A 19,554-nucleotide genomic window follows, 5' to 3' on the forward strand; every position below is an offset into this window, starting at 1 on the left:
ATGTACACGCAATGGATCGAGCAGTGCACCGTGCAACGAGTCTCGCTGCACGAAGGGCTGGTAGTCGACCTGGACGATCACAACCAGCTGGTGATTTCCCGACCGATGCGGCTGACCCTCCCTCCGGCAGCAGGCTGGCCTGAGGAAGAAGTGTTGATCGACCCTATCAATCTTTCGGCCGAGGAGCGGCCACTGTTGGACCTGGCCGGAGCGATCTGCACGCGTGCCTGGTGCGACGACGACGGTGCGCTGCATCTGTGTTTCTCCCGCGGCCACCGCATCGATGTCGACCCGGATGCGGCGGCGACTTCGTGGGAGCTCTATGGCAAGTGCCACGGCTACATGGCGTGTCTGCCGCGGGGTCGAGTCCGGGTGATTCGGCACGACCTTCCTGTTGACGAGAATGACTTAGACGCAACACAATCAGTGGCCATGGCGCATCAGTAGCCGCGCGCCTGGCGACAGGACGGCACAAGCGCCGAAGGCGTGCGAACGATAGATCGAGCCATCTCGATGGGTGTCCGACGTGTCAGCCGGGGCGGGTGCAGGTTCGCTGGATGCTTACGTCGGGGTCCTTGTGGTGCGGTCGAGGAAGTCGGTGACCGCGGCGGTAAACGCGTCGTTGTTGTCGCCGGCAACCATGTGACCGGTGCCGGTGACGTCCGTCGTTTCGGCGTGCGGGACGAGCTGGAGGAATTCGTTGACGGTTTCCTGGGAGACTACGTCTGACAGTGCGCCGCGTACTAACAGCGTTGGGGCCGTGATTCGACGTGCTCCTTCGGCGAGAAATCCGCTGATGGCGTCGAACTCCTCGCTGCCTGTCATGAGATTGCCTTGCAGGACATCGAAGTTGGAGCTGATGAACGCTGGGTCCCAGCGCCAGATCCATCGTCCGTCGCTACGTTGCCGCAGGACCTTGTGCAGGCCGTCGAGATTTTCGGGTCGCGCGCGCCGGGGGTTGTATTCGGCGATGATGTCGGCGGCGTCATTGAGTGAGCCGAATCCGTCGGGGTGGGCGGCCATGAATGACACGACGCGACGGGCTCCATGAAATTCGATCCGCGGGGTGATGTCGACCAGGACAACGGCTGCCCAGAGGTCGGGTGGGGCCAGCAGATGGGTAGCGAGGATGATCAGCCCACCCAGCGACGCGCCGACGACGGCGGGGGGACTGTCGGCGCTGACGTGTCCTCGTACCGAGATCAGATCGGATACGAACCGTTCGACGTCGTATTGTCCGATCGGGTCCCAGTCGCTGTCGCCGTGACCTCGTGTGTCGTAGGCGACGACGGTGTAGCCGTGGGAATGGAGTCGACGAGCGGTGGTGGCCCACGCGTGACGGTTCTGACCGCCGCCATGGAGGAGCAGCACGACGGGGCGAGTCGCGGCGTGCCGGTAGCAGTCGGCCACGAGAGTGATCCCGTCGCTGGTGCGGATGCGCTCCTGGCTAATTGTCATGTGGTCCGATGTGGTCGGCCGTTGTGAGTCAGGGGTTTCCGTTGCGGCCACCAGCTCGCTTCGCGCAGCAGTGTGGCGATCGCGGGAACCGTGAGCGTGCGAACGACGAAGGTATCCAGAAGTAGGCCGCAGCCAATGATGAACCCGGCTTGGATCATGATCGCGATGGAGCCGACGATCAGGCCGAACATGCTGGCGGCGAAGATGAGCCCGGCCGAAGTGATGACTGAGCCGGTATTTGCGACGGTTCGCAGGACGCCGACGCGAATGTTGTGGGTCGATTCTTCGCGTAGTCGCGAGATGAGCAGCATGTTGTAGTCGGCGCCGACGGCCACCAGGATTATGAACGCTAGAAGCGGTACGGGCCAGGCGATTTCCTTGCCGAGGCCATATTGAAAGACGAGGGTTCCCAGTCCGAGCGCGGCGCCGTAGTTGAGCACGACGGTACCCAACAGGTAGAGCGGGGCGACCAGGGCGCGCAGCAATACGACCAAGATGAGGCCGACGATGACGAGGGTCGCAAAGGCCAGCTGATGAAAGTCGGCGGAAAGCAGGCGTTGGATGTCGGAGTTGACGGCGGGGAATCCGGCCATCGACACCGTGGCGTTGGCCAGCGAGGTGTTGGGTCGTGCGGCATCGGCGATCTCGGTGATTTTGTGGGCGAGGTTCATCGCGTCGCTGCTGTAGGGGTCGTAACTGGATTCGATGGCGAAACGCGCGGTTTTGCCGTCGGGCGACAGGAAATGCTTTGCGACGTCGGCGAATTGGCGGTTCTCGAAGGCATTGGTGGGAAGGTAGAAGCCGCTGGCGTTGTCTGAGCCGGCGGTGGTTCGTGCGGAATTCTGCAGTTGGGTGGCGATTTGGCTCATGCCCGACAGCATTTCGATGTTGCTGTCGGCCAGGGTGTGCACGCCGGTGGCGAGGGCCTGTGCGCCGGAGGCGAGTTGGCTGATGCCGCTTTGGAGGCGGCGGATGTTGCCGGCCAGGTCGGCAGGGTCGCCGAGTGCTCCGAAAGCCTTGTCCAGCGACGTGATTGCGTTTTGGACGTCGGCCACGGTGCCGGCCGCGGTGTCGCTGCCGGGCTGGTAAAGGTCGCCGAGGTTGGCGAGCTGGTTGAAGAAGCCGGTATGGCGCAGGGTCACCAGGATCTGCACCTGGTCGCGGAGTTGGGCGCATTCCGGTGTGGTCGCACACCATGGGGAGGTGTTGAGCGCACCGACGAGCGGGTCGATGGCGGCGATTGCGTTTTGGGCTTGGTCGGCTTGCTGGCGCAGTCCCGGACCGGTTCGGATGGCTTGGTCGACGGCCGGGGCGGTAGCCGAAAGCTGCTGTAGCAGCGGACGGAACCGCTGGACTTGGGATCCACTGGATTGGGCCTGGGTGAGGATCCCGGTCAACGGTGTCAACGCGGTGCGCAAGGTGGTGTCCAGTTGCGCGAGACCGCCGGCGAGTTGGTCGGCGCCGTGGGTGAGTTTGGCCAGGTCATCCTTATGGGCGTCTCCCTTGGCGACCGCGCCGGCCATCTTGTTACCGATCTGGCCGTTTTGCCACGACAGTTGAGCCTGGTCCAGGCGTGCGCCCGTGGGCCGGGTGACACCGGAGACCTTGGTGACACCAGGCAGTTGCGAGACCCGAGACGCCATTTCATCCAGGTCGGCCAGGGCCTTGCTGGTGCGCATATCAGTGGGCGATTCAACCAGCATGAATTCGGTGATGATGACGTCCTTGCGAAAGTGGCGGTCCAGCAGGTGATACCCCTCATTGCTGGCGGTGGTCGCCGGCTGTCCTTGGCGATCGTCGTAGCTGATGTGCATAGTCAGCGCGACGGCCGCCAGGCCTAGCACCAGGGCCAGACTGGCGACCAGCAGTGGAACGGGTCGACGCACCACGGCCACGGCGATCCAGTTCCAGTAGCGGCGTGTGCGGTCGGCCTTGGGTTCACCGATGCCGCGTTTGGCCGCCAGCGCCAACACCGGGGGAAATAAAGTCACCGTGGCCGCAAATCCGACAAAGACGGCGATTGCGCACGCGGGACCCAACGCGGCGAACACGCTCAACTTCGCGAACACCATGGCCAGAAACGCAAACGCCACGGTGGCGGCCGAAGCCAAAATCACGCGCCCGATGGTGGCGGTCGCGTTGATCACCGACAGATCCGGCGGGACGTTTTGGCGTCGCTGCTCGTGATATCGACTGATCAAGAACACCGAATAATCGGTGCCGGCACCCAGCAAGATCACCGTCATGAAGGCGATGGTGAACTGCGACACCGGCATGCCCGATTCGCCCAACGCTGATAGCACTCCGCGCCCCACCGCCAGGCTCACGCCGATGACCAGCAGCGGCAGCAAGGCGGTAAACACCGACCGATACACGACCAGCAAAATCATCGCGATCAGGCCTGCTGTCGCGACCGAGATGACAACCAAATCCTCTTCGGCCGAAGCGATTTGATCGCGGAAGGTGGCCGGGGGCCCGGTGACGCGAACATCGGTGGGTGAGCCGCTAAATGCCTGGGCGGCGATCGTGCGGACCGCCTGGACCGATTCGGCAGCTTTGAGATCGCCCAGCGTTCCGGCCACTCCCACCGGCACATACCAGGCTTTGCCGTCTTGGCTGACTGCCTGGCTTGCGGTGACTGGGTCGGCCAACAAGTCTTGAACCAAGCGCACATGCTCCGAATCGGCACGCAACCGGGAAATCATCGCGTTGTAGCGTCCGCGCACCGGCGCAGTCAGGCCCGCCGGATCCTCCATCGCGACAAATATCGTCGTCTTGGATCCCTGCTCGCCGAAGGCCGCGCCCATGCGGTCTACCGTCTGAAGCGATGGCGCATCGCGCGGTATGAGATTCACTGACTGCTGTCTAACAACGGTTTCCAGCTGCGGGAACAGCACCGCCAGGGCAGCGGCGCTCACCACCCACATGCCGATGATCAGCACCTTATGTCGGATACTGAAACCCGCCAAGCGCGCTAGCCGATCGCTGTACGCGCCCTCACCGGCCGCAACCTTTTGAAGTCGCTCCCGAACAGGGCGACTCAAGGTCGCCACGCCCGAAGAGACCCACCCGTTGTCTGCCATCCCCCGCCCCGCTACTTCGAAAGAAATCAACGGTATCGCAACAGTACTACCAGTACCCTTCTACCTGCCCGGCGAAACCGCCACCGGTGTCCGAAGCTCTCTGATCGCCGCCGCGCAACCAGCCGCTTCAGGCGGTGACCAACGCGCCGTCGACGGTCCAGCATGTCCGGTACAGCGACACGTGATCCCTTTGCGCACAGGCGGTTTGACAATGACGATGCACCGACTCCGAAACAGTGACCGCTTCATGAACGGCGCAGGCGAAATCCCAGCCGGGAGATCAACCTGATCGGCTCGTCGCGCACGTGGTCATACATTTCCCGGTTCATCAACTCGTCGTCCAAGTAGGAGCAGGAGCGAGGAGGGTAGTGACGGGGACGAACGCGGCCGCGGTCATCAACCGGCGGCTGTCGGTGTAGGCGCCGAGTGATACCGCGGCGGACCAGCCTGAAATCGCGAACCCCCCGCGCCCACACATGCGTCTTGGTTAGCCCAAGCGGCACATTCATCGCCGACCAGCCCCGCCCGTCTGTGCGATTCCCCCTCGCGCCCGCCGGCAGAGTTCGTTCGTCCGCCACACGAACCGGCCTGTGGTGGCCGCGCCCTGGAGCTGCTCAACCAGGGATCGTCCGACCCGCTGCCCGATCATGCGTCCTCCTTCGCCCCACAGACCCTTACAGACAAGTGTACTAGTGGTATCGCTACGCTACTAGTAGTAGCGTAGCCGTCTAGGGGTCGAATCAATCGACCGATGCAGCCGCGATTCGGTGCCGGCCAGCTACGCGCGAGGTTTACGGTGACTACATGGAGCGCGACACCCTGGAATTCCCGGTCGACGACGATGATGACGTCGACCCGCGCCTGTTGCGCTCACGAACCCGGCTATTGGATGCGGCCACCAAACTCCTGAGCGCCGGCGGCATCGAAGCCGTCACCATCGACGCGGTCACCAAAGCCTCCAAAGTCGCGCGCACGACCCTGTATCGCCACTTCAGCAGCTCCACTCAACTGCTTGCCGCCACATTTGAAAGGCTGCTGCCGCAGGTCCACCCTGCACCGGAGACGGGATCGTTGCGCGACCAACTCATCGAACTGTTGAGCCGACAGGCCACGCTGTTCCAGGAGGCACCGCTGCACGTCACCACCCTGGCCTGGGTCGCGCTTGGCCGCACACCAAACGGCACCCAGGAAACCCACGACCGGCACGCGCTGCGCACACGGATCATCGACCAGTATCGCCAGCCATTCGATGCCCTGTTGCAAAGCCCCGAAGCCCGCGCCGACCTCGACGATTTCGACCCGGAGCTCATCCTGTGTCAACTCGTCGGGCCAGTGGCGTTTGCCCGACTCACCGGGCTGCGTGCCATCGATCGTCAAGACTGTGAGCGCATCGTCGATGACTTCCTCGCCGCGCACCGCCGCAAGGCCGATGAGCCCGCATCGTAGGCCACCGTCCGCAAACCCCTCTTTCCGCAGCAGCCGCTTCACTTTGTCCTCCAAGACTTCAGGACTTCATGCTCGACGGTGAGGTCTTTGATGGTTTCCCTATAGACCAACCGCCAACGTCACCAGCGGGCCTATGTCGCCGAAGTGTCTTCTGGTGCGGGGTGCAGCAGAAAGTAGGCGTTTAGGTCGATGTCTTAGCGACCGTCGGGCGCTATTGAGAAAGGTGCGTTGGATGTTGCAAAACTCGCGTGTTCTCCGAGGCTGTCTACGGCGATCCGCTTTGGTTCGCGTGGCCCAATCACATGAAGATCTTCTGCAACAACAAGGGCGTTGTCGCCAAGTCCACCCACGTGTGCAACAACTACCTTCCCCGGGGAAATGTCGGTCTGGAACTGGAGCTAACCCCGCCCTAGTCCCGCCGCGGTCGGGACTGCATGCACCTCAGCAATGCCTTAGTAGTGCGGTGAGGCCGCCGGGAACCGGTCGGTGGTCGCCGACTGCGGGTCATCTTGCCGGGGCAGCAGGTAGGCGCGAACCGCCGAACGTGGCCCGTAGGGCCGAAGTAGCTGGCTGGCCGGGCGAGTGCGTACCTGCTGCGGCCACCAGAACCAGCGCCCCAGCAGCGCGGCGACGGACGGCATCATGAATGAGCGCACGATCAGGGTGTCGAACAGCAGACCCAGGCCGATGGTGGTGCCGACCTGCCCGACGACTTTCAAATCGCTGAATATGAACGAGGCCATGGTGGCGGCGAAGACCAGGCCCGCAGACGTCACCACCGCACCGGTGCCGGCCATCGAGCGGATGATTCCGGTTTTCAAACCGGCACCGATTTCTTCTTTGAAACGGGACACCAGCAGCAGGTTGTAGTCGGATCCGACGGCCAGCATCAAGATGATGGACATCGCCAGCACCATCCAGTGCAGTTTGAAGCCGATGATGTCCTGCCACACCAGCACGGACAGTCCGAACGAGGCGCCCAACGAGATCAGCACCGTGCCCACGATGGTGACCGCGGCGACCAGGCTTCGGGTGATGATCAGCATGATGATCAAAATCAGGCTGGCCGCAGCTATTGCCGCGATCATCAGGTCGTATTTGGAGCCGTCGCGCATGTCCTTGTAGACCGCGGCGGTGCCGGCAAGGTAGATCTTGGCGCCCTCCAGCGGAGTTCCCTTGATGGCTTCCTTGGCTGCGTTCTTGATCGGCTCGACGTGCGAAATGCCTTCCGGGGTCGCGGGATCCCCTTCATGGGAGATGATGAAGCGGGCCGCGTGCCCGTCCGGCGACAGGAACATCTTCAGACCGCGCTTGAAGTCGGGGTTGTCGAAGACTTCCGGCGGGATGTAGAACGAGTCGTCGTTCTTGGCGGCGTCGAAGGCCTGGCCCATGGCGGTCGAGTTTTGGCTCATCACGTCCATCTGGTCATACAGCGACGACATCGAGCTGTGCATGGTCAGCATCATTTGCTTCATGGTCGTCATGGTGGCGATCATGGGCGGCATCTGCGCCAGCATCTGCGGCATCAAGGCGTCCAGCTGAGATATGTCGCCGGCAAGATAGGTGAATTTTTCGGTGATCTGATCCAGACCGTCGAGCGCGTCGAAGAGGGATCGCAGCGACCAGCAGCCCGGGATGTCGAAGCAGTGCTTTTCCCAGTAGAAGTAGCTGCGAATCGGCCGGAAGAAATCATCGAAGTTGGCGATGTTGTCGCGCAATGTGTTTGTGACATCCAACATTTCATGCGTGAGGCCGTCCATGTGGTGGGTGACCGCGGCCATCTGCGAGGTGATGTTGTACATGCGCTGCATGGTGTCGATGGACTGTTGCATCGCGTCGGCCTGCTTGAGCATGTCGTCCATGCGCTGGTGCATGTACTGCTGGTTTTCGACCTGCGTGGTGTTTTGCATGCTGATCTGGAACGGGATTGAGGTGTGCTCGATCGGCGTTCCCAGCGGCCGGGTGATCGCCTGGACGCGCGCGACACCCGGGATGTGGAAGACCCCCCTGGCGATCCGGTCCAACACCAGCATGCCCGCCGGGTTGCGCATGTCGTGATCGGTCTCGATCATCAACAATTCCGGATTCATCCGGGACGCGGGGAAATGCCGTTCGGCGGCGGCGTAGCCGATATTCGCGGGGACGCTCGGGGGTAAATACAGCCGGTTGTCGTAATTGGTTTGATAACCGGGTAGGGCGAGTAGACCGATGAGGGCGATCGCGACTGACACCGCGAGAATTGGCCCGGGCCAGCGCACGATCGCGGTGCCCACCCGTCGCCATCCCCGGGTCCGCATCTTGCGCTTAGGATCGAACAGCTTGAAGAAACTGCCGACGGTCAGGACCGCCGGACCCAAGGTCAGCGCGGCAGCAACGGCGACCAGCATCCCGACCGCACAAGGGATACCCATAGTCTGGAAATACGGAAGCCGGGTAAAGCTCAGGCAATACATCGCACCGGCAATAGTCAGGCCAGAGCCAAGGACGACGTGCGCGGTTCCGTGGAACATGGTGTAGAAGGCTTTTTCGCGGTCCTCGCCTAGGCCGCGCGCCTCTTGATATCGGCCGAGAATAAAGATCGCATAGTCTGTCCCAGCGGCGATGGCCAACAGCACCAAAATATTAACCGCGAAGGTCGACAATCCCATGATGTTGTTGTAGGCCAGGAAAGCGACAACCCCCCGAGCCGCCATCACCTCGATCACCACCATGAACAACGTGCTGAACACGGTGATAATCGAGCGGTATACCCACAGCAACATCACGATGATCACCACGAAGGTGATGATCGTGACCTTCTGGAGGCTCTTTTGTCCGGCCGAGTGCTGATCGGCGATCAACGCCCCAGCGCCGGTCACATAGGCCTTGACCCCCGACGGCGCAGGCACGCTGTCCACGATCTTGCGGACCGCCGCGACAGACTCGCTGGCCAGGCTCTCGCCCTGGTTACCAGCAAGATACGCCTGCACATAGGCGGCCTTGCCGTCGGAGCTTTGCGAACCGGCGGCCGTCAGCGGATCCCCCCAGAAGTCCTGGACGTGCTGGACGTGTTTCGTGTCAGCCTCGAGTTTGCGGACGATCTGGTCGTAGAAATGGTGGGCCTCATCGCCCAGCGGCTTGTCACCTTCCAGCACGATCATGACCGCACTGTCACTGTTGAATTCGTTGAATACTTTGCCGATGTGCTTCATCGCTTGCATCGACGGCGCGTCCTTGGGGCTCATCGACACGGTGTGTTCTTCGGCGACCGCGTCCAGCGATGGAACCAAGACGCTGAGGACGACGACAAGCCCCACCCAGGCAAAGACGACGGGCACCGCGAGTTTGTGGACCGTTCGCGCGAAAACCGGCATATGCGGCAGCCCTGCGGCCCGGTCATCGGTCATGCGGACTTCACTATGCAGAACGTTTGCGCATTCATACCCTGACTCGACCTTTCGTCCTTGACCACCTCGTCCACGATGATCCGGCAGCCGATTTGGTTGCTGTCGCCCTGCGCGACGATGTTGACGCTCACCGAGGGCAGCGTCGAGGTAACCGAGAGCGTCCAGGGCAAAGGCACGTTGCTAGCTTTCTGGGGCTGGGCATTGATGTCCAAGTAGTTGATGTTGGCCACCGTCCCCGGGGGACCATAAACCTGGTAAACCACGCGCTTGGGATTGAACGGCTTGATCTCATCGGCGATGCCGCTGGTCATCGTCTGATCGTCGTGGACGCCGAAAAAGGTGCGAAGCCGCAGTACGCAGAAGCCCGCTACCGCCACCACCGCCACGATGACCAGGACGATCCACATTTTCTTCATCGCAGCGCCAACGTGAATCCTCCCCAGCCAACCATCTCCCGCTAGTTGGGCGCCCCACCGCCCATTCGACTGGATCGATCGCAACTTAGCGTTTGGCGCAAAGCCATTGCCGGCGGAAGGCTGCGCGGTCTCGCCTGGTTCCCGGCCATCGACAAGGTTGGCATCGTTTTCACCGGTTGCAGTTCGCCAAGCCACTGCGTCCTGGTCTCCTTTTCTGTTCATGAGGTTTCAGAGATGAGGCCGATGCACCTGGCGGTCAGCAGGCGGGTCAAGGCGGACGCGAAGCCCAGATTCCACTCGGGCGGAACGACTTGCGCGCCCTTTGCGTAGACATCGGTGAGCCGCTCTGGCGGGTTGGCGTCTGCCAGAGGGTGGCCACCAGCGAGTAGGCGGCCAACAGCATATCCAGTGATCCCGAACGGCCGAGCGCAGGCAACGAGCTCTCAATTGCGTCGGCGGGGATAGCGTCGCGGCGGTCCTGATCCGCTTGACCTCGACAACCCGTTCGTCGTCCACCTCGTGCTGCGACCGGCGTCTTGGTCCGCGCCGCACTTGAAGCCCTGCGCTACTGGCTGCTCTATGTTCCACGACCTGCGCGATGGGCGGATTATGCGCTGTTCTTTTCCGGCGCGGTGGTGAGATGACGGATAAACATCGCCACCTCCTCAACCGCGCGAAGCGCATCTGGGTTGACGTCGAAACCGAGCTGGAACATGTGCATCGCCTTGTGCCACTGCTGCACCCACACTGGTACGCCGTGAGCCCGCAGCCGGTCGGCCAGCGTGAGGGTGTCATTGAGCAGCATCTCGTGGGTGCCAACCTGGAGCAAAAATGGGCCAAGGCCATGCAGATCGGCCTCCGACGGCATCACTGGCGCCGCCCGGGTGCCGTTGACAGTACCGAAGACGTCATAGAGGAACTTCACCGTCATGAACGGAAACATCACGTCGCGATGGTCTTTGAGGGCCCGGTACTTCAGCCCCATATCCGACGACGTCAGCGGTGACATCAGCGCCTGACCCGCAGGCACCGGCAGCCCGCTGTCGCGGGCGGCCAGTGCGGTACCGGCAGCCACCATGCCACCGGCCGAATCTCCTGCTAGCACAATGCGATCCGCTGAAAAGCCGAGCGACATAACGTAGCGGTAGGCGTCGAGCCCGTCGGACACGGCATCCTCAAGGCGGGCCTGCGGGGCCAGCCGGTAACCGACATTGAATACCCGCGCGCCGGTCTCTTGGGAGAGCTTACCGACAAACCGCCGATGCGAATTGAGACCCAAAGTCACCAGCGCCGAGCCGTGGAAGTAGACGATAACCCGGTCGGACTGGCGGGCCGTCGGGAATACCACCCACTCGGCCGGACACTGTGGCAATGCGACGGGGGTCACTTGAGTTCCCGCCGGTGGCGGCACCACGCGCAGCGGTTTGTCGATGACGTCAAGGCGTGCACGCTGCAACAGGTGAGGACTGAAACGGTTGATGACTATGCCGATGACGGTCAAGGTAGCGAGCACTGGGCGCGCGAAGATAGCCGTCAATAACGCCAGCAGGCGCGACTGCCAGCAGATGGAGCCGAAGTGGGCGCTCGCGGGCCGATCCCGCCAATCAGACGAATTCACAGAGCCAACGGTATCAGGTACCGCATGTATTAGATACTATCTGTATGGGGTCCGCTGTAACGCGCGAAGGAGTGAGGACGGTAGCGGTCTGCACGTTCGACAGACCCCTCGCGATCGGACGGGAGGGGCCCAGATCGCCGACTTCACAATGCTAGCCTCGAGGTTTCATGTCGTTGGGGGTTGTGACGGCGTGTAATGCACGGAAGCGCCTGTCCTGCAGGGAATTCTTGGGATTGCTGAAGTCTCAAGATCCTCAAGCAGGAAGGCAACTCCGTAGGTGAAGCGTAACGCAGTTGGTGGGCTGGTCGTCGATGATGTCCGCGAGTCGTTGGTGACGTCATCGGGCGCGGCGATGATGAACGAGACGATCCGGGTTGCGGGCCTGGGGCTTGTCCTATCGAGGGCGCTGGGGCCGTGGCGGCTGGCGCGGGCCCGCCATGATCCGGGCAAGGTGCTGCTTGACGTGGCGATCGCGGTCGCGCTCGGTGGTGACTGTTTGGCCGATGTGGCCGCAGTCCGTGCGCAGCGCGACTTGTTCGGAGTCGTGGCCTCCGACCCGACTGTGTCTCGGTTGTTTGCGGCGTTGGCCGTCGATGACGCCACCACCGATGCTGCGGTCATGGCGCTGCGCTCGGCACACGCTGCAGCCCGTGACCGGGTCTGGTCACGGCGTCGGCCGCTGGCGGGAACACCGGGAACACGAGAGGGTGGGCAGGTCATCGTCGATATCGATGCCACCCTGGTGGCGGCGCATTCGGATAAGGAGGGCGCTGAGGCGACCCACAAGATGTCTTATGGGTTCGCCCCGATGTGCGCTTTTGTCGACCATGGCGAGCACGGCACCGGAGAAACTCTGGCGCTGGACCTACGCCCGGAAAGGCCTCGCCGTTCAATAGTTCTGATCACATCACAGTGCTGGGCGCCGCGCTGGAACAACTGCCCGCCGCCGAGCGGGGCCAGGTGCTGGTGCGCGCCGATGCCGGCGGGGCGTCTAAAGCATTCCTGCATCACCTCACCGACGCCGGATTGCACTATTCCATCGGGTTTCCCGCTCACGGCCCTGTCCAGGCCGCGATCGAGACGATTCCCGAGCAGGCTTGGGTGGCTGCGCTCGACAGTGACGGCGCACCTCGTGAGGGTGCGCAGGTCGCCGAGCTCACCAACTGGATGCCGACCCCGGTCAAACCCACCCGTTCGCCGGCCAAGTACGGCCCCCAGGAATGGCCACGCGGGATGCGAGTCATCGCCCGCCGTGAACGTCCTCACCCCGGTGCCCAGCTACGGCTGACCGACCATAACGGCTGGCGAATCACCTGCTTTGCGACCAACACTCGCGGAACCGGCTGGACGCTGCCGACCCTGGAAGTGCGTCACCGCCAACGCGCCCGCGCCGAAGACCGTATCCGCTGTCTGAAGGACACCGGCCTGCGTAACCTGCCTTTCCACAGCTACCGGGCCAACCGGATCTGGCTCGAAGTCGTCGCCCTGGCTGGCGACCTGATCGCCTGGACTCAAACCCTGGCCTTCGAGCGTCATCAACCCGCCCGCAGCCAAGATCGATCTCGTGACACGGACGGGTGTGATTTGTGATGAGTTTTGGGCGGTGGTCGAGCCGTTGATGCCGTCGCATGACGGTAAGCGAGGCAACAGGTTTCGTGATCACCGGCTGATCCTGGAAGCGATCGCCTGGCATTTTCGCACAGGATGCCCGTGGCGGGACCTGCCCGCCGAATTCGGGCCGTGGCAAACAGTGTGGAAACGCCATCACCGGTGGTCGCTGGACGGCACGTACGACGAGATGTTCGCCCGGGTCGCGGCCTCGTTCGGGTTCGACGCCGACGTGCACGCCGACATCGAAAAGCTGTTATCAGTCGATTCGACCAACGTGCGTGCCCATCAACGGCTCTTCGTAATTCAGAGTGCATTGACAAGTTGGTGGAGTGCTCCGCTGTGTAGTAGTGAGCGCCAACGGTAGTGGGTGAGGTTGCGGAATCCGAGGGCGTTGCGGCGCAATGCTTCCAGGCGGCCGTTGATGGCCTCGGTGGGTCCGTTGGAGACGTGGTGGTCGAAGAAGGCCAGGATGTCGGCGCGGCGGCGCGATAGCGTGCGGCCGAGTTGGGCGATCTCCTCCAATCCGGCGGGTACGCCGCGCCGTATCGACTCGATCAGCCTGGTCATTGCCTTCTTGCCGTGACGTCGGTTCGGGTCGGCGTAGGCGGCGATGATCTTCTGATAGATCAGCCAGGCGACCTTGACGGCGAGATGGTCGTCGCCGTCGAGCACCTCGGTCAGCCGGGTGTATTGGCGTGGGGAGAGCAGCTGCAGGCGGGTTCGGGCGATGCGCCGGATCCCATAGAGCGGGTCACCGGTGTGTCCGCGCCGACCCAGGGTCTGCTGCTGGATGCGTTGGCGGATCAGGTCGAGCTTGGTCCCGGCCAAAGCCACAACGTGGAAGGGGTCCATCACGGTGACCGCGTCCGGGATGACCTCGGTGGCGGCGGTCTTGTAGCCGGCGAACCCGTCCATCGCAATGACCTCCACGGCCCGGGCAAAGTCGGTGGGTTGGGCGGCCAACCACGTGGCCAGTGCGGTCGCTGAGCGTCCTTCGACCAGGTCGAGCAGGCGTGCCGGGCCGGTCTGGTCGTGGGTAGGCGTGAGGTCGATGATCAGCGTGACGAACCCCTCTGTGCCGCGACGCCGAGGCGCCCAGCGATGCTCATCGACACCGATCACCGTCACCCCGGCCAGCCGATCCGGCCCGGTTGTGGCGATCAGGCCGGCGGTCGCACGCATCGCGATGGAGCTGACAGTATGCCAGGACACCCCGAGTTCGGCGGCGATCGCCGAAATGGTGGTGCGGTCGATCATCAACCGCCGCAATACATACCGGGCACAGCGCCGCGTCGTCGATGAGCGCGGGGCCGCCAACTTGCCCAGATCCTGGTTGAACACTGCCCGCCCACACGCTGGCGTTGTGCAGCGGTAGCGAGGTAGGGCACCCTGCAGCACCAGCGGGTAGCCGGCCACCGGCAGATCCGTCAACGGCCGAGTCACAGTGTCGCGGTAGCGGCCCTCCCGGCCGCAGTCCGGACACCTGGCGTCACAGGCCACCGGCCTGCAGAAGATCGTCGTCGTCTTCTCGTCGACCGCGGCGTCGGTGATCGTCACCCCCAACTCGATGGTGCGCATGATCGTGTCGGCAACAACCGACGGCGGGCAGGCAGTAGCCTCAGGCAAGGGTCACCTCGGTGGTGTTGGTGAAGCGGCGTGTAGGAACCTGAATCGTCACCCACCGAGGCCCCACCTCAGCTCAACGACACGAACCCCCACCGCGGATATCCGCCAACCACTGCTGCACGCTCATTTCCGCAGAGCCCCATCAACACTCGGCGGGCGCCCGTTCGGACACGTTGTGCACAGGGGGCACTGTCGAATTCGAATTACAAGAAATCTGCCGATGAGCCCGACGATCATGCGATCGGGCGTTCCCGCGGCGGGCTGACCACCAAGATCCACGCGCTGACTGATCCTCGCGAAGCTCCCGTGGCGGTCCGGCTCACCGCCGGCCAAGCCGGCGACAACCCGCAATTGATGGCGCTGCTCGATGATTACGCCGCGACATGCAGGGATTCAGACCAGTCCGCTGACGATTTCCGGTTGCTCGCCGACAAGGCGTATTCGCATCCGAGCACCCGTACCCAATTGCGTTCCCGCAGAATCAAGCACACGATTCCCGAACGTCGAGATCAGATCGACCGCCGCAAGGCCAAGGGATCCGCCGGCGGCCGCCCACCGGCGTTCGACGCCGAGATCTACGCGCTGCGCAACACCGTCGAACGTGGCTTCAATCGGCTCAAGCAGTGGCGCGGCATCGCGACCCGCTACGACAAGTACGCCCTAACATACCTCGGCGGTGTACTGCTGGCCTGCGCCGTGATCCATTCGATGGCTTTATCTGCGGTGGAGCTTGCCTGTCTCAAGTAGCAGATCCTCATCTGCGTTGATACACCGGGCGTTCGGTCGTCGCTATCTTGTCAAAGCGACCTCGAAATAATCTCTTTCATTATTTCGTTAGACCCCGCGTAGATTTTCTGTACTCGCTGATCAACCCAGAGACGCGAAATCGGATATTCCGTCATGTATCCGTACCCGCCGTGCAGCTGCAGGCAGTCGTCGAGGACTTTCATCGCCCGTTCCGTCGTCCACCATTTGGCCATCGCGACAGTTTGCACGTCGAGCTGGCCCTGGAGGTGTAGGCAGATGCAGTGGTCGAGGAATACTCGCGCAATCCTTGTTTCAGTGGCCGCTTCGGCCAGGGTGAACTTGGTGTTCTGGAACCCGAAGATCGTTCGTCCGAAGGCCTCTCGTTCGCGCGTGTATTTGACCGTCTGCTGCAAGGCCAATTCCATGGCGGCAACCGCTCCGACCGCAACGATTAGTCGCTCCTGCGGCAGTTGCGTCATCAGCTGGATGAAACCTTGCCCCTCGGTGTCGCCTAGCAGATGCGTCTTGGGGACGCGCACGCCGTCGAAAAACAATTCAGATGTGTCCTGACCGCGCTGACCTATTTTGCTGAGGACTCGTCCTCTCCGGAACCCGGGGCGATCGGCTTCCACGACAATCAGCGAAATACCGTTGGCACCTTGAGTATGGTCGGTCTTGGCCACGACGACAATGAGATCGGCTTGCTGACCATTGGTGATGAACGTCTTCGAGCCGGTGATGACGTACTCGTCCCCATCGAGGACGGCGCGCGTCTTCACGCTTTGAAGATCAGATCCGGTTCCGGCCTCCGTCATCGCAATGGCACCGATCAATTCGCCCGACGCCATCTTGGGCAGCCACTGCCTTTTCAGGTCTTCCCGGGCGTAGTGCAGGATGTAGTGTGCGACGATGCCGCTGTGCAGGCCGGCGCCCCACGAACTGTCCCCGATTCGAGCTTGCTCTTCGAGCAGAACTGCCTCGTGTGCGAATGTCCCGCCGCCGCCGCCGTATTCGACCGGCATCGACATGCACAGCAGGCCCAGCTCGCCTGCTCGTTCCCACACCGCCCGGTCGACATGGTGTTGCTCGGCGAAGCGCTCTGAGTGGGGTGCAATCTCAGTGGCAACGAACTTTGCGGCGAGATCACGAAGCGCTTCCAATTCCGGGTTGAGCCAGGGTGAGGCGGCTGTCATAGGGAGGCGTCCTTTCGGTTAGCTGCCGTGAGATATCCCGCATTAGTGCTTTGCACAAGCATAATCTTTCAAACTGTTAATTGGTGAACGAGTCTGATATGGGCGGAGGTTCGTAGATGAGTTCGCTGTAGTTGTCGCGCAGCGCGTCGATGATTTCCGTGAGGGGAAGGTCGTCGAAAACGCCACGGTCATGGAGGTATTCCATGTGTTGGGAGCCGTCGCCTGTGTGAGCGTGCAACATGGCGTCTCGCTGACCGTCGAATTCGATAGGAGGGACCCCGAAGCGCGCGCATAACTCGCGGTTGAACGCCGGCGTGGCCTTGACCCACCGGCCATTCAGCAGCATTTGACTGTAGCCGTGGTAGACGAAAACGTCCGAGCCACCCATCCGTTCACGGAGACTCGGGGTCTGCAGATGGTTGCGGACGTCGGCGAAACCCAACCGCGCCGGAATCCCCGCGGCGCGACACGCAGCCGTCAAGAGCACCGCCTTGGGGACACAGTAGGCGCGCTCGGCGACGGCGACCGCGCTGGCTCGGTACTGGCACGGGTCGTCGGAGACGGAATACGGGTCGTACCAGATCGAATCACGGACAGCGGTGAAGATGCGGCACGCCTTATCGACGGAATCAATGGCGTTACGCGTCGCCGATTCGGTGAACTGCTGCACGGCATCGTGTTTCCAGTCGAGGAATTCGGTGGGTGCAAGGAACCGCGCGAACTCTAACTTCATCGGTGGTGGAGCCTGATCGGTAACCCGTCGACCGGGATCGGCAGCGATGTGTTGTCCCAACGGATGCGGTAATCGGTGTCGAGGCCGAAGGTGAACGTGCGCAGCATCTGGTGCAGGATCGCTTTCACCTCGAGGGTGCCGAAATGCATACCGATGCATTTGTGCGCGCCACCCCCGAACGGCAGCCACGCGAAGCGATGGGCTTGGTCTTCGCGGCGTGGGACGTCGAAACGTAAGGGGTCGAAGCGATCCGGGTTATGCCAGACTTCGCGGACGAAATGGTTGACGGCGGGAGTGATCGCCACAAGCGTGTCGCGGGGAATGTAGTGGCCGTCTATTGCGGTGTCTTCCACTGTTTTGCGCATCACTAGCGGAACCGGCGCCACGAGTCTCATGGATTCCTTGATCACCAGATCGAGGGACCTGAGCCCTTCCAAATCATCGATCTCCGGTGACCGGTCGCCGAGAACATCGCTTTCGGCGCGAACCCGATCCTGCCATTCTGGATGCTTTGCCAGGTAATAAGTTACCGCGGTGGTGGTGATCGTCGATGTGTCGTGAGCGGCCATCATCAGAAAAATCATGTGGTTGATGACATCGGAGTCACTGAAACGTTGCCCGTCTTCGGTGCTGGCATGGCACAGCGCCGAGAACAGGTCATTGCTGTCGCCGGCCCGGGCGGCCGGCAAGTGCCGGGCGAAGTACTCCTCAAGCACCCGTCGGCCGCGGACCCCGGCGCGATAGCGGGTACCGGGAAGCGGCGCGCGGACGAGCGAACTGGCCGCGCGTACCGTAGCGACGAACGCCTGGTTAATGGCGTCGCTGCTGTCTTTGCCTCGGCCACCCATGAACACATCGGTGGCGATGTCGAGGGTCAGGTTTTTCAACAGCGGGTACATGCGGACGGACGGGCCGGTCGGCCACGTGGGCAGGGTTGCGCGGACGCAAGGGGTCACTTGGGTGACGTAGCCGGCCAGTCGCGGCCGCGTGAAGGCCTCCTGCATGATGCGCCGGTGCATGAGGTGTTCGTCAAAGCTCATCAGCATCAATCCGCGGTGGAAGAACGCGTCGATGAGAAAGGCCCAGCCGTCTTGCGAGAACGCCTTTGCGTTGGTGGTGAGCGCCTCTTGGGTAGCTTGGGGGCCCGCGATGACCGCCATTTTGGTACCGAACGCTCCCATCCACGAGACAGAACCGAACCGCTCGTAGCGCTCTCTGCCCAGGTCGGACCCAAACCGGATGTAGTCGAGGGTGTGCCCGACCAAGGGGAGCCCGGCATCACCGAGAACCGGTCGCAATCCGCTTCCAGCCGGGGGGCTGCCAGTTCACGCACTGGCCACCGCCGACTCCACCGGCGAAGTCCGTCGTCCACCCGTTGCGGCGCGGGAATCAAGATGACCGAAGATAACCGTTCCCGGGCTTTATCGACGGGTGCGTGTAGCGGGTTAACCATTGTCGCTCCCCGGCCTGTGGTCGTCGTGGGCGGCCTGCTCGCGATGAGGAACCGACCAGCTGTTTACATTACGCCCAATAATGTCAAAATTAATACATGCATATCTGACTTGTCAACGGGCTCCCAGTGGCGCGCAAAGGCGGTCGCCGCGCAGCTAGCCGCTGCGCCCGCGTTCAGCTCCGGCGTCAAGGAAACTTGCGTTCAGCGCTGTCGGCGAGAAACGCCCCGCTGAGGCGCAAAGCGTGACGCGCCTCGGGCAAGAGTCGAAACAGGGCTTGAAACACGTGAATTTGACCGCGAAACACCTGAAGTTGCACGGACGACCCCGCGGCGAGCATGCGCTCGGCGAGTCGTCGGGAATCGTCGAGCAGCATTTCTCTCCCGCCCACCTGGATCAATGTCGGCGGCATGCCGGTGAGGTCGGTGGCGAGCACGTTGACGCGGGGGTCGTGCGGATCGGCGTCGCCCACGTAGAGACTCAGCGCCCGCGACGCGGATCGGGCGGATGCGAAAGGATCGCGGCGCCAGATTTCGCGAGCCGTCGCCAGCTGACACGTCAGATCGATGACGGGGGACATCAGTAGCATGCGGTCAGGCAACGGCAGGCGATGTGCGAGTGCACCCAACGAGGTCGCGACCGCCAGTTGGCCGCCCGCCGAATCGCCTGTGTCGGCGGCAAGTGAATACTGACCAGTGCGCGGCCGACTCCTGATCAGTTTTCGATTGCCGTTGACAGCCTGCGATCGCTACCGTGCGGGCTGATGTCGATTCTTCAGAGCCCGCC

The 19,554-nt window shown here is 62.6% G+C and carries 10 protein-coding genes and 7 pseudogenes; 6 read left to right on the forward strand and 11 right to left on the reverse strand.

Annotation, left to right across the window (positions count from 1 at the left end; genetic code table 11):
• A complete protein-coding gene (locus tag U8D42_RS26350) occupies positions 1–447 on the forward strand; it encodes a DUF6188 family protein (RefSeq protein ID WP_007172201.1) in 447 nt (148 codons plus the stop codon).
• Positions 448–561: 114 nt separating this feature from the next.
• Here the strand turns inward: U8D42_RS26350 and U8D42_RS26355 are convergent, their stop codons facing one another.
• The gene (locus tag U8D42_RS26355; protein WP_033717417.1) at positions 562–1,458 is read right to left on the reverse strand and encodes an alpha/beta fold hydrolase; all 897 of its coding nucleotides are present in this window, start codon (positions 1,456–1,458) and stop codon (positions 562–564) included.
• A complete protein-coding gene (locus U8D42_RS26360; RefSeq protein WP_007172203.1) occupies positions 1,455–4,541 on the reverse strand; it encodes an RND family transporter in 3,087 nt (1,028 codons plus the stop codon). The genes U8D42_RS26355 and U8D42_RS26360 overlap by 4 nt, the downstream gene beginning before the upstream one ends.
• An 804-nt stretch (positions 4,542–5,345) precedes the next feature.
• On the opposite strand from U8D42_RS26360, the gene U8D42_RS26365 reads away from it, so the two are divergent.
• Positions 5,346–5,987 (forward strand): TetR/AcrR family transcriptional regulator, encoded by a 642-nt coding sequence (locus U8D42_RS26365; RefSeq protein WP_007172204.1) that lies wholly within the window; start codon positions 5,346–5,348, stop codon positions 5,985–5,987.
• A gap of 245 nt (positions 5,988–6,232) precedes the next feature.
• Positions 6,233–6,389, forward strand: a pseudogene (locus U8D42_RS26370) (DUF5078 domain-containing protein); the annotation flags it as partial.
• Positions 6,390–6,439: 50 nt separating this feature from the next.
• On the opposite strand, the gene U8D42_RS26375 reads toward U8D42_RS26370, so the two are convergent.
• The 4 genes and pseudogenes from U8D42_RS26375 to U8D42_RS26390 form a co-directional block, all read right to left on the reverse strand.
• On the reverse strand, positions 6,440–9,373 hold the full coding sequence (locus tag U8D42_RS26375; protein WP_007172562.1) for an RND family transporter: 2,934 nt from the start codon (positions 9,371–9,373) through the stop codon (positions 6,440–6,442).
• Entirely contained in the window at positions 9,370–9,789 is a 420-nt protein-coding gene (locus U8D42_RS26380) for an MmpS family transport accessory protein (RefSeq protein ID WP_007172563.1), read from the reverse strand. Before U8D42_RS26380 ends, U8D42_RS26375 begins: the two co-directional genes overlap by 4 nt.
• 218 nt (positions 9,790–10,007) lie before the next feature.
• Positions 10,008–10,314 (reverse strand): annotated as a pseudogene (locus U8D42_RS26385) (TetR/AcrR family transcriptional regulator); the annotation flags it as partial.
• Between the two features lie 82 nt (positions 10,315–10,396).
• Positions 10,397–11,407 (reverse strand): alpha/beta hydrolase, encoded by a 1,011-nt coding sequence (locus U8D42_RS26390; protein WP_033721600.1) that lies wholly within the window; start codon positions 11,405–11,407, stop codon positions 10,397–10,399.
• A gap of 277 nt (positions 11,408–11,684) precedes the next feature.
• Between U8D42_RS26390 and U8D42_RS26395 the strand changes: the two are divergent.
• Both U8D42_RS26395 and U8D42_RS26400 read left to right on the forward strand, forming a co-directional pair.
• Positions 11,685–12,973: pseudogene (locus tag U8D42_RS26395) on the forward strand (IS1380 family transposase); the annotation flags it as partial.
• Positions 12,972–13,307, forward strand: a pseudogene (locus tag U8D42_RS26400) (IS5 family transposase); the annotation flags it as partial. The pseudogenes U8D42_RS26395 and U8D42_RS26400, both read left to right, overlap by 2 nt.
• A gap of 14 nt (positions 13,308–13,321) precedes the next feature.
• Here the strand turns inward: U8D42_RS26400 and U8D42_RS26405 are convergent.
• Positions 13,322–14,596 carry an ISL3 family transposase gene (locus U8D42_RS26405; RefSeq protein WP_046187320.1) on the reverse strand — a complete coding sequence of 425 codons (1,275 nt, stop codon included), beginning with the start codon at positions 14,594–14,596 and terminating at the stop codon, positions 13,322–13,324.
• Between the two features lie 188 nt (positions 14,597–14,784).
• On the opposite strand from U8D42_RS26405, the pseudogene U8D42_RS26410 reads away from it, so the two are divergent.
• Positions 14,785–15,391: pseudogene (locus U8D42_RS26410) on the forward strand (IS5 family transposase); the annotation flags it as partial.
• Between the two features lie 50 nt (positions 15,392–15,441).
• On the opposite strand, the gene U8D42_RS26415 reads toward U8D42_RS26410, so the two are convergent.
• The 4 genes and pseudogenes from U8D42_RS26415 to U8D42_RS26430 form a co-directional block, all read right to left on the reverse strand.
• Entirely contained in the window at positions 15,442–16,584 is a 1,143-nt protein-coding gene (locus U8D42_RS26415) for an acyl-CoA dehydrogenase family protein (RefSeq protein WP_047324229.1), read from the reverse strand.
• Positions 16,585–16,660: 76 nt separating this feature from the next.
• Positions 16,661–17,317 (reverse strand): transglutaminase-like domain-containing protein, encoded by a 657-nt coding sequence (locus U8D42_RS26420; protein ID WP_007172209.1) that lies wholly within the window; start codon positions 17,315–17,317, stop codon positions 16,661–16,663.
• Positions 17,314–18,770, reverse strand: a pseudogene (locus U8D42_RS26425) (cytochrome P450). The gene U8D42_RS26420 and the pseudogene U8D42_RS26425 overlap by 4 nt, the downstream one beginning before the upstream one ends.
• A gap of 185 nt (positions 18,771–18,955) precedes the next feature.
• Positions 18,956–19,444: pseudogene (locus U8D42_RS26430) on the reverse strand (alpha/beta hydrolase fold domain-containing protein); the annotation flags it as partial.
• Positions 19,445–19,554: the final 110 nt, after the last annotated feature.

It is taken from the genome of Mycobacterium europaeum (assembly GCF_034555895.2).
GTDB classification, from domain to species: Bacteria; Actinomycetota; Actinomycetes; order Mycobacteriales; family Mycobacteriaceae; genus Mycobacterium; species Mycobacterium europaeum.

Excerpts from the sequence above, each read along its gene's own strand:
- U8D42_RS26350 (WP_007172201.1), top strand. The coding sequence starts at position 1 with ATGTACACGCAATGGATCGAGCAGTGCACCGTGCAACGAGTCTCGCTG.
- U8D42_RS26355 (WP_033717417.1), bottom strand. The coding sequence starts at position 1,458 with ATGACAATTAGCCAGGAGCGCATCCGCACCAGCGACGGGATCACTCTC.
- U8D42_RS26360 (WP_007172203.1), bottom strand. The coding sequence starts at position 4,541 with ATGGCAGACAACGGGTGGGTCTCTTCGGGCGTGGCGACCTTGAGTCGC.
- U8D42_RS26365 (WP_007172204.1), top strand. The coding sequence starts at position 5,346 with ATGGAGCGCGACACCCTGGAATTCCCGGTCGACGACGATGATGACGTC.
- U8D42_RS26375 (WP_007172562.1), bottom strand. The coding sequence starts at position 9,373 with ATGACCGATGACCGGGCCGCAGGGCTGCCGCATATGCCGGTTTTCGCG.
- U8D42_RS26380 (WP_007172563.1), bottom strand. The coding sequence starts at position 9,789 with ATGAAGAAAATGTGGATCGTCCTGGTCATCGTGGCGGTGGTGGCGGTA.
- U8D42_RS26405 (WP_046187320.1), bottom strand. The coding sequence starts at position 14,596 with ATGCGCACCATCGAGTTGGGGGTGACGATCACCGACGCCGCGGTCGAC.
- U8D42_RS26415 (WP_047324229.1), bottom strand. The coding sequence starts at position 16,584 with ATGACAGCCGCCTCACCCTGGCTCAACCCGGAATTGGAAGCGCTTCGT.
- U8D42_RS26420 (WP_007172209.1), bottom strand. The coding sequence starts at position 17,317 with ATGAAGTTAGAGTTCGCGCGGTTCCTTGCACCCACCGAATTCCTCGAC.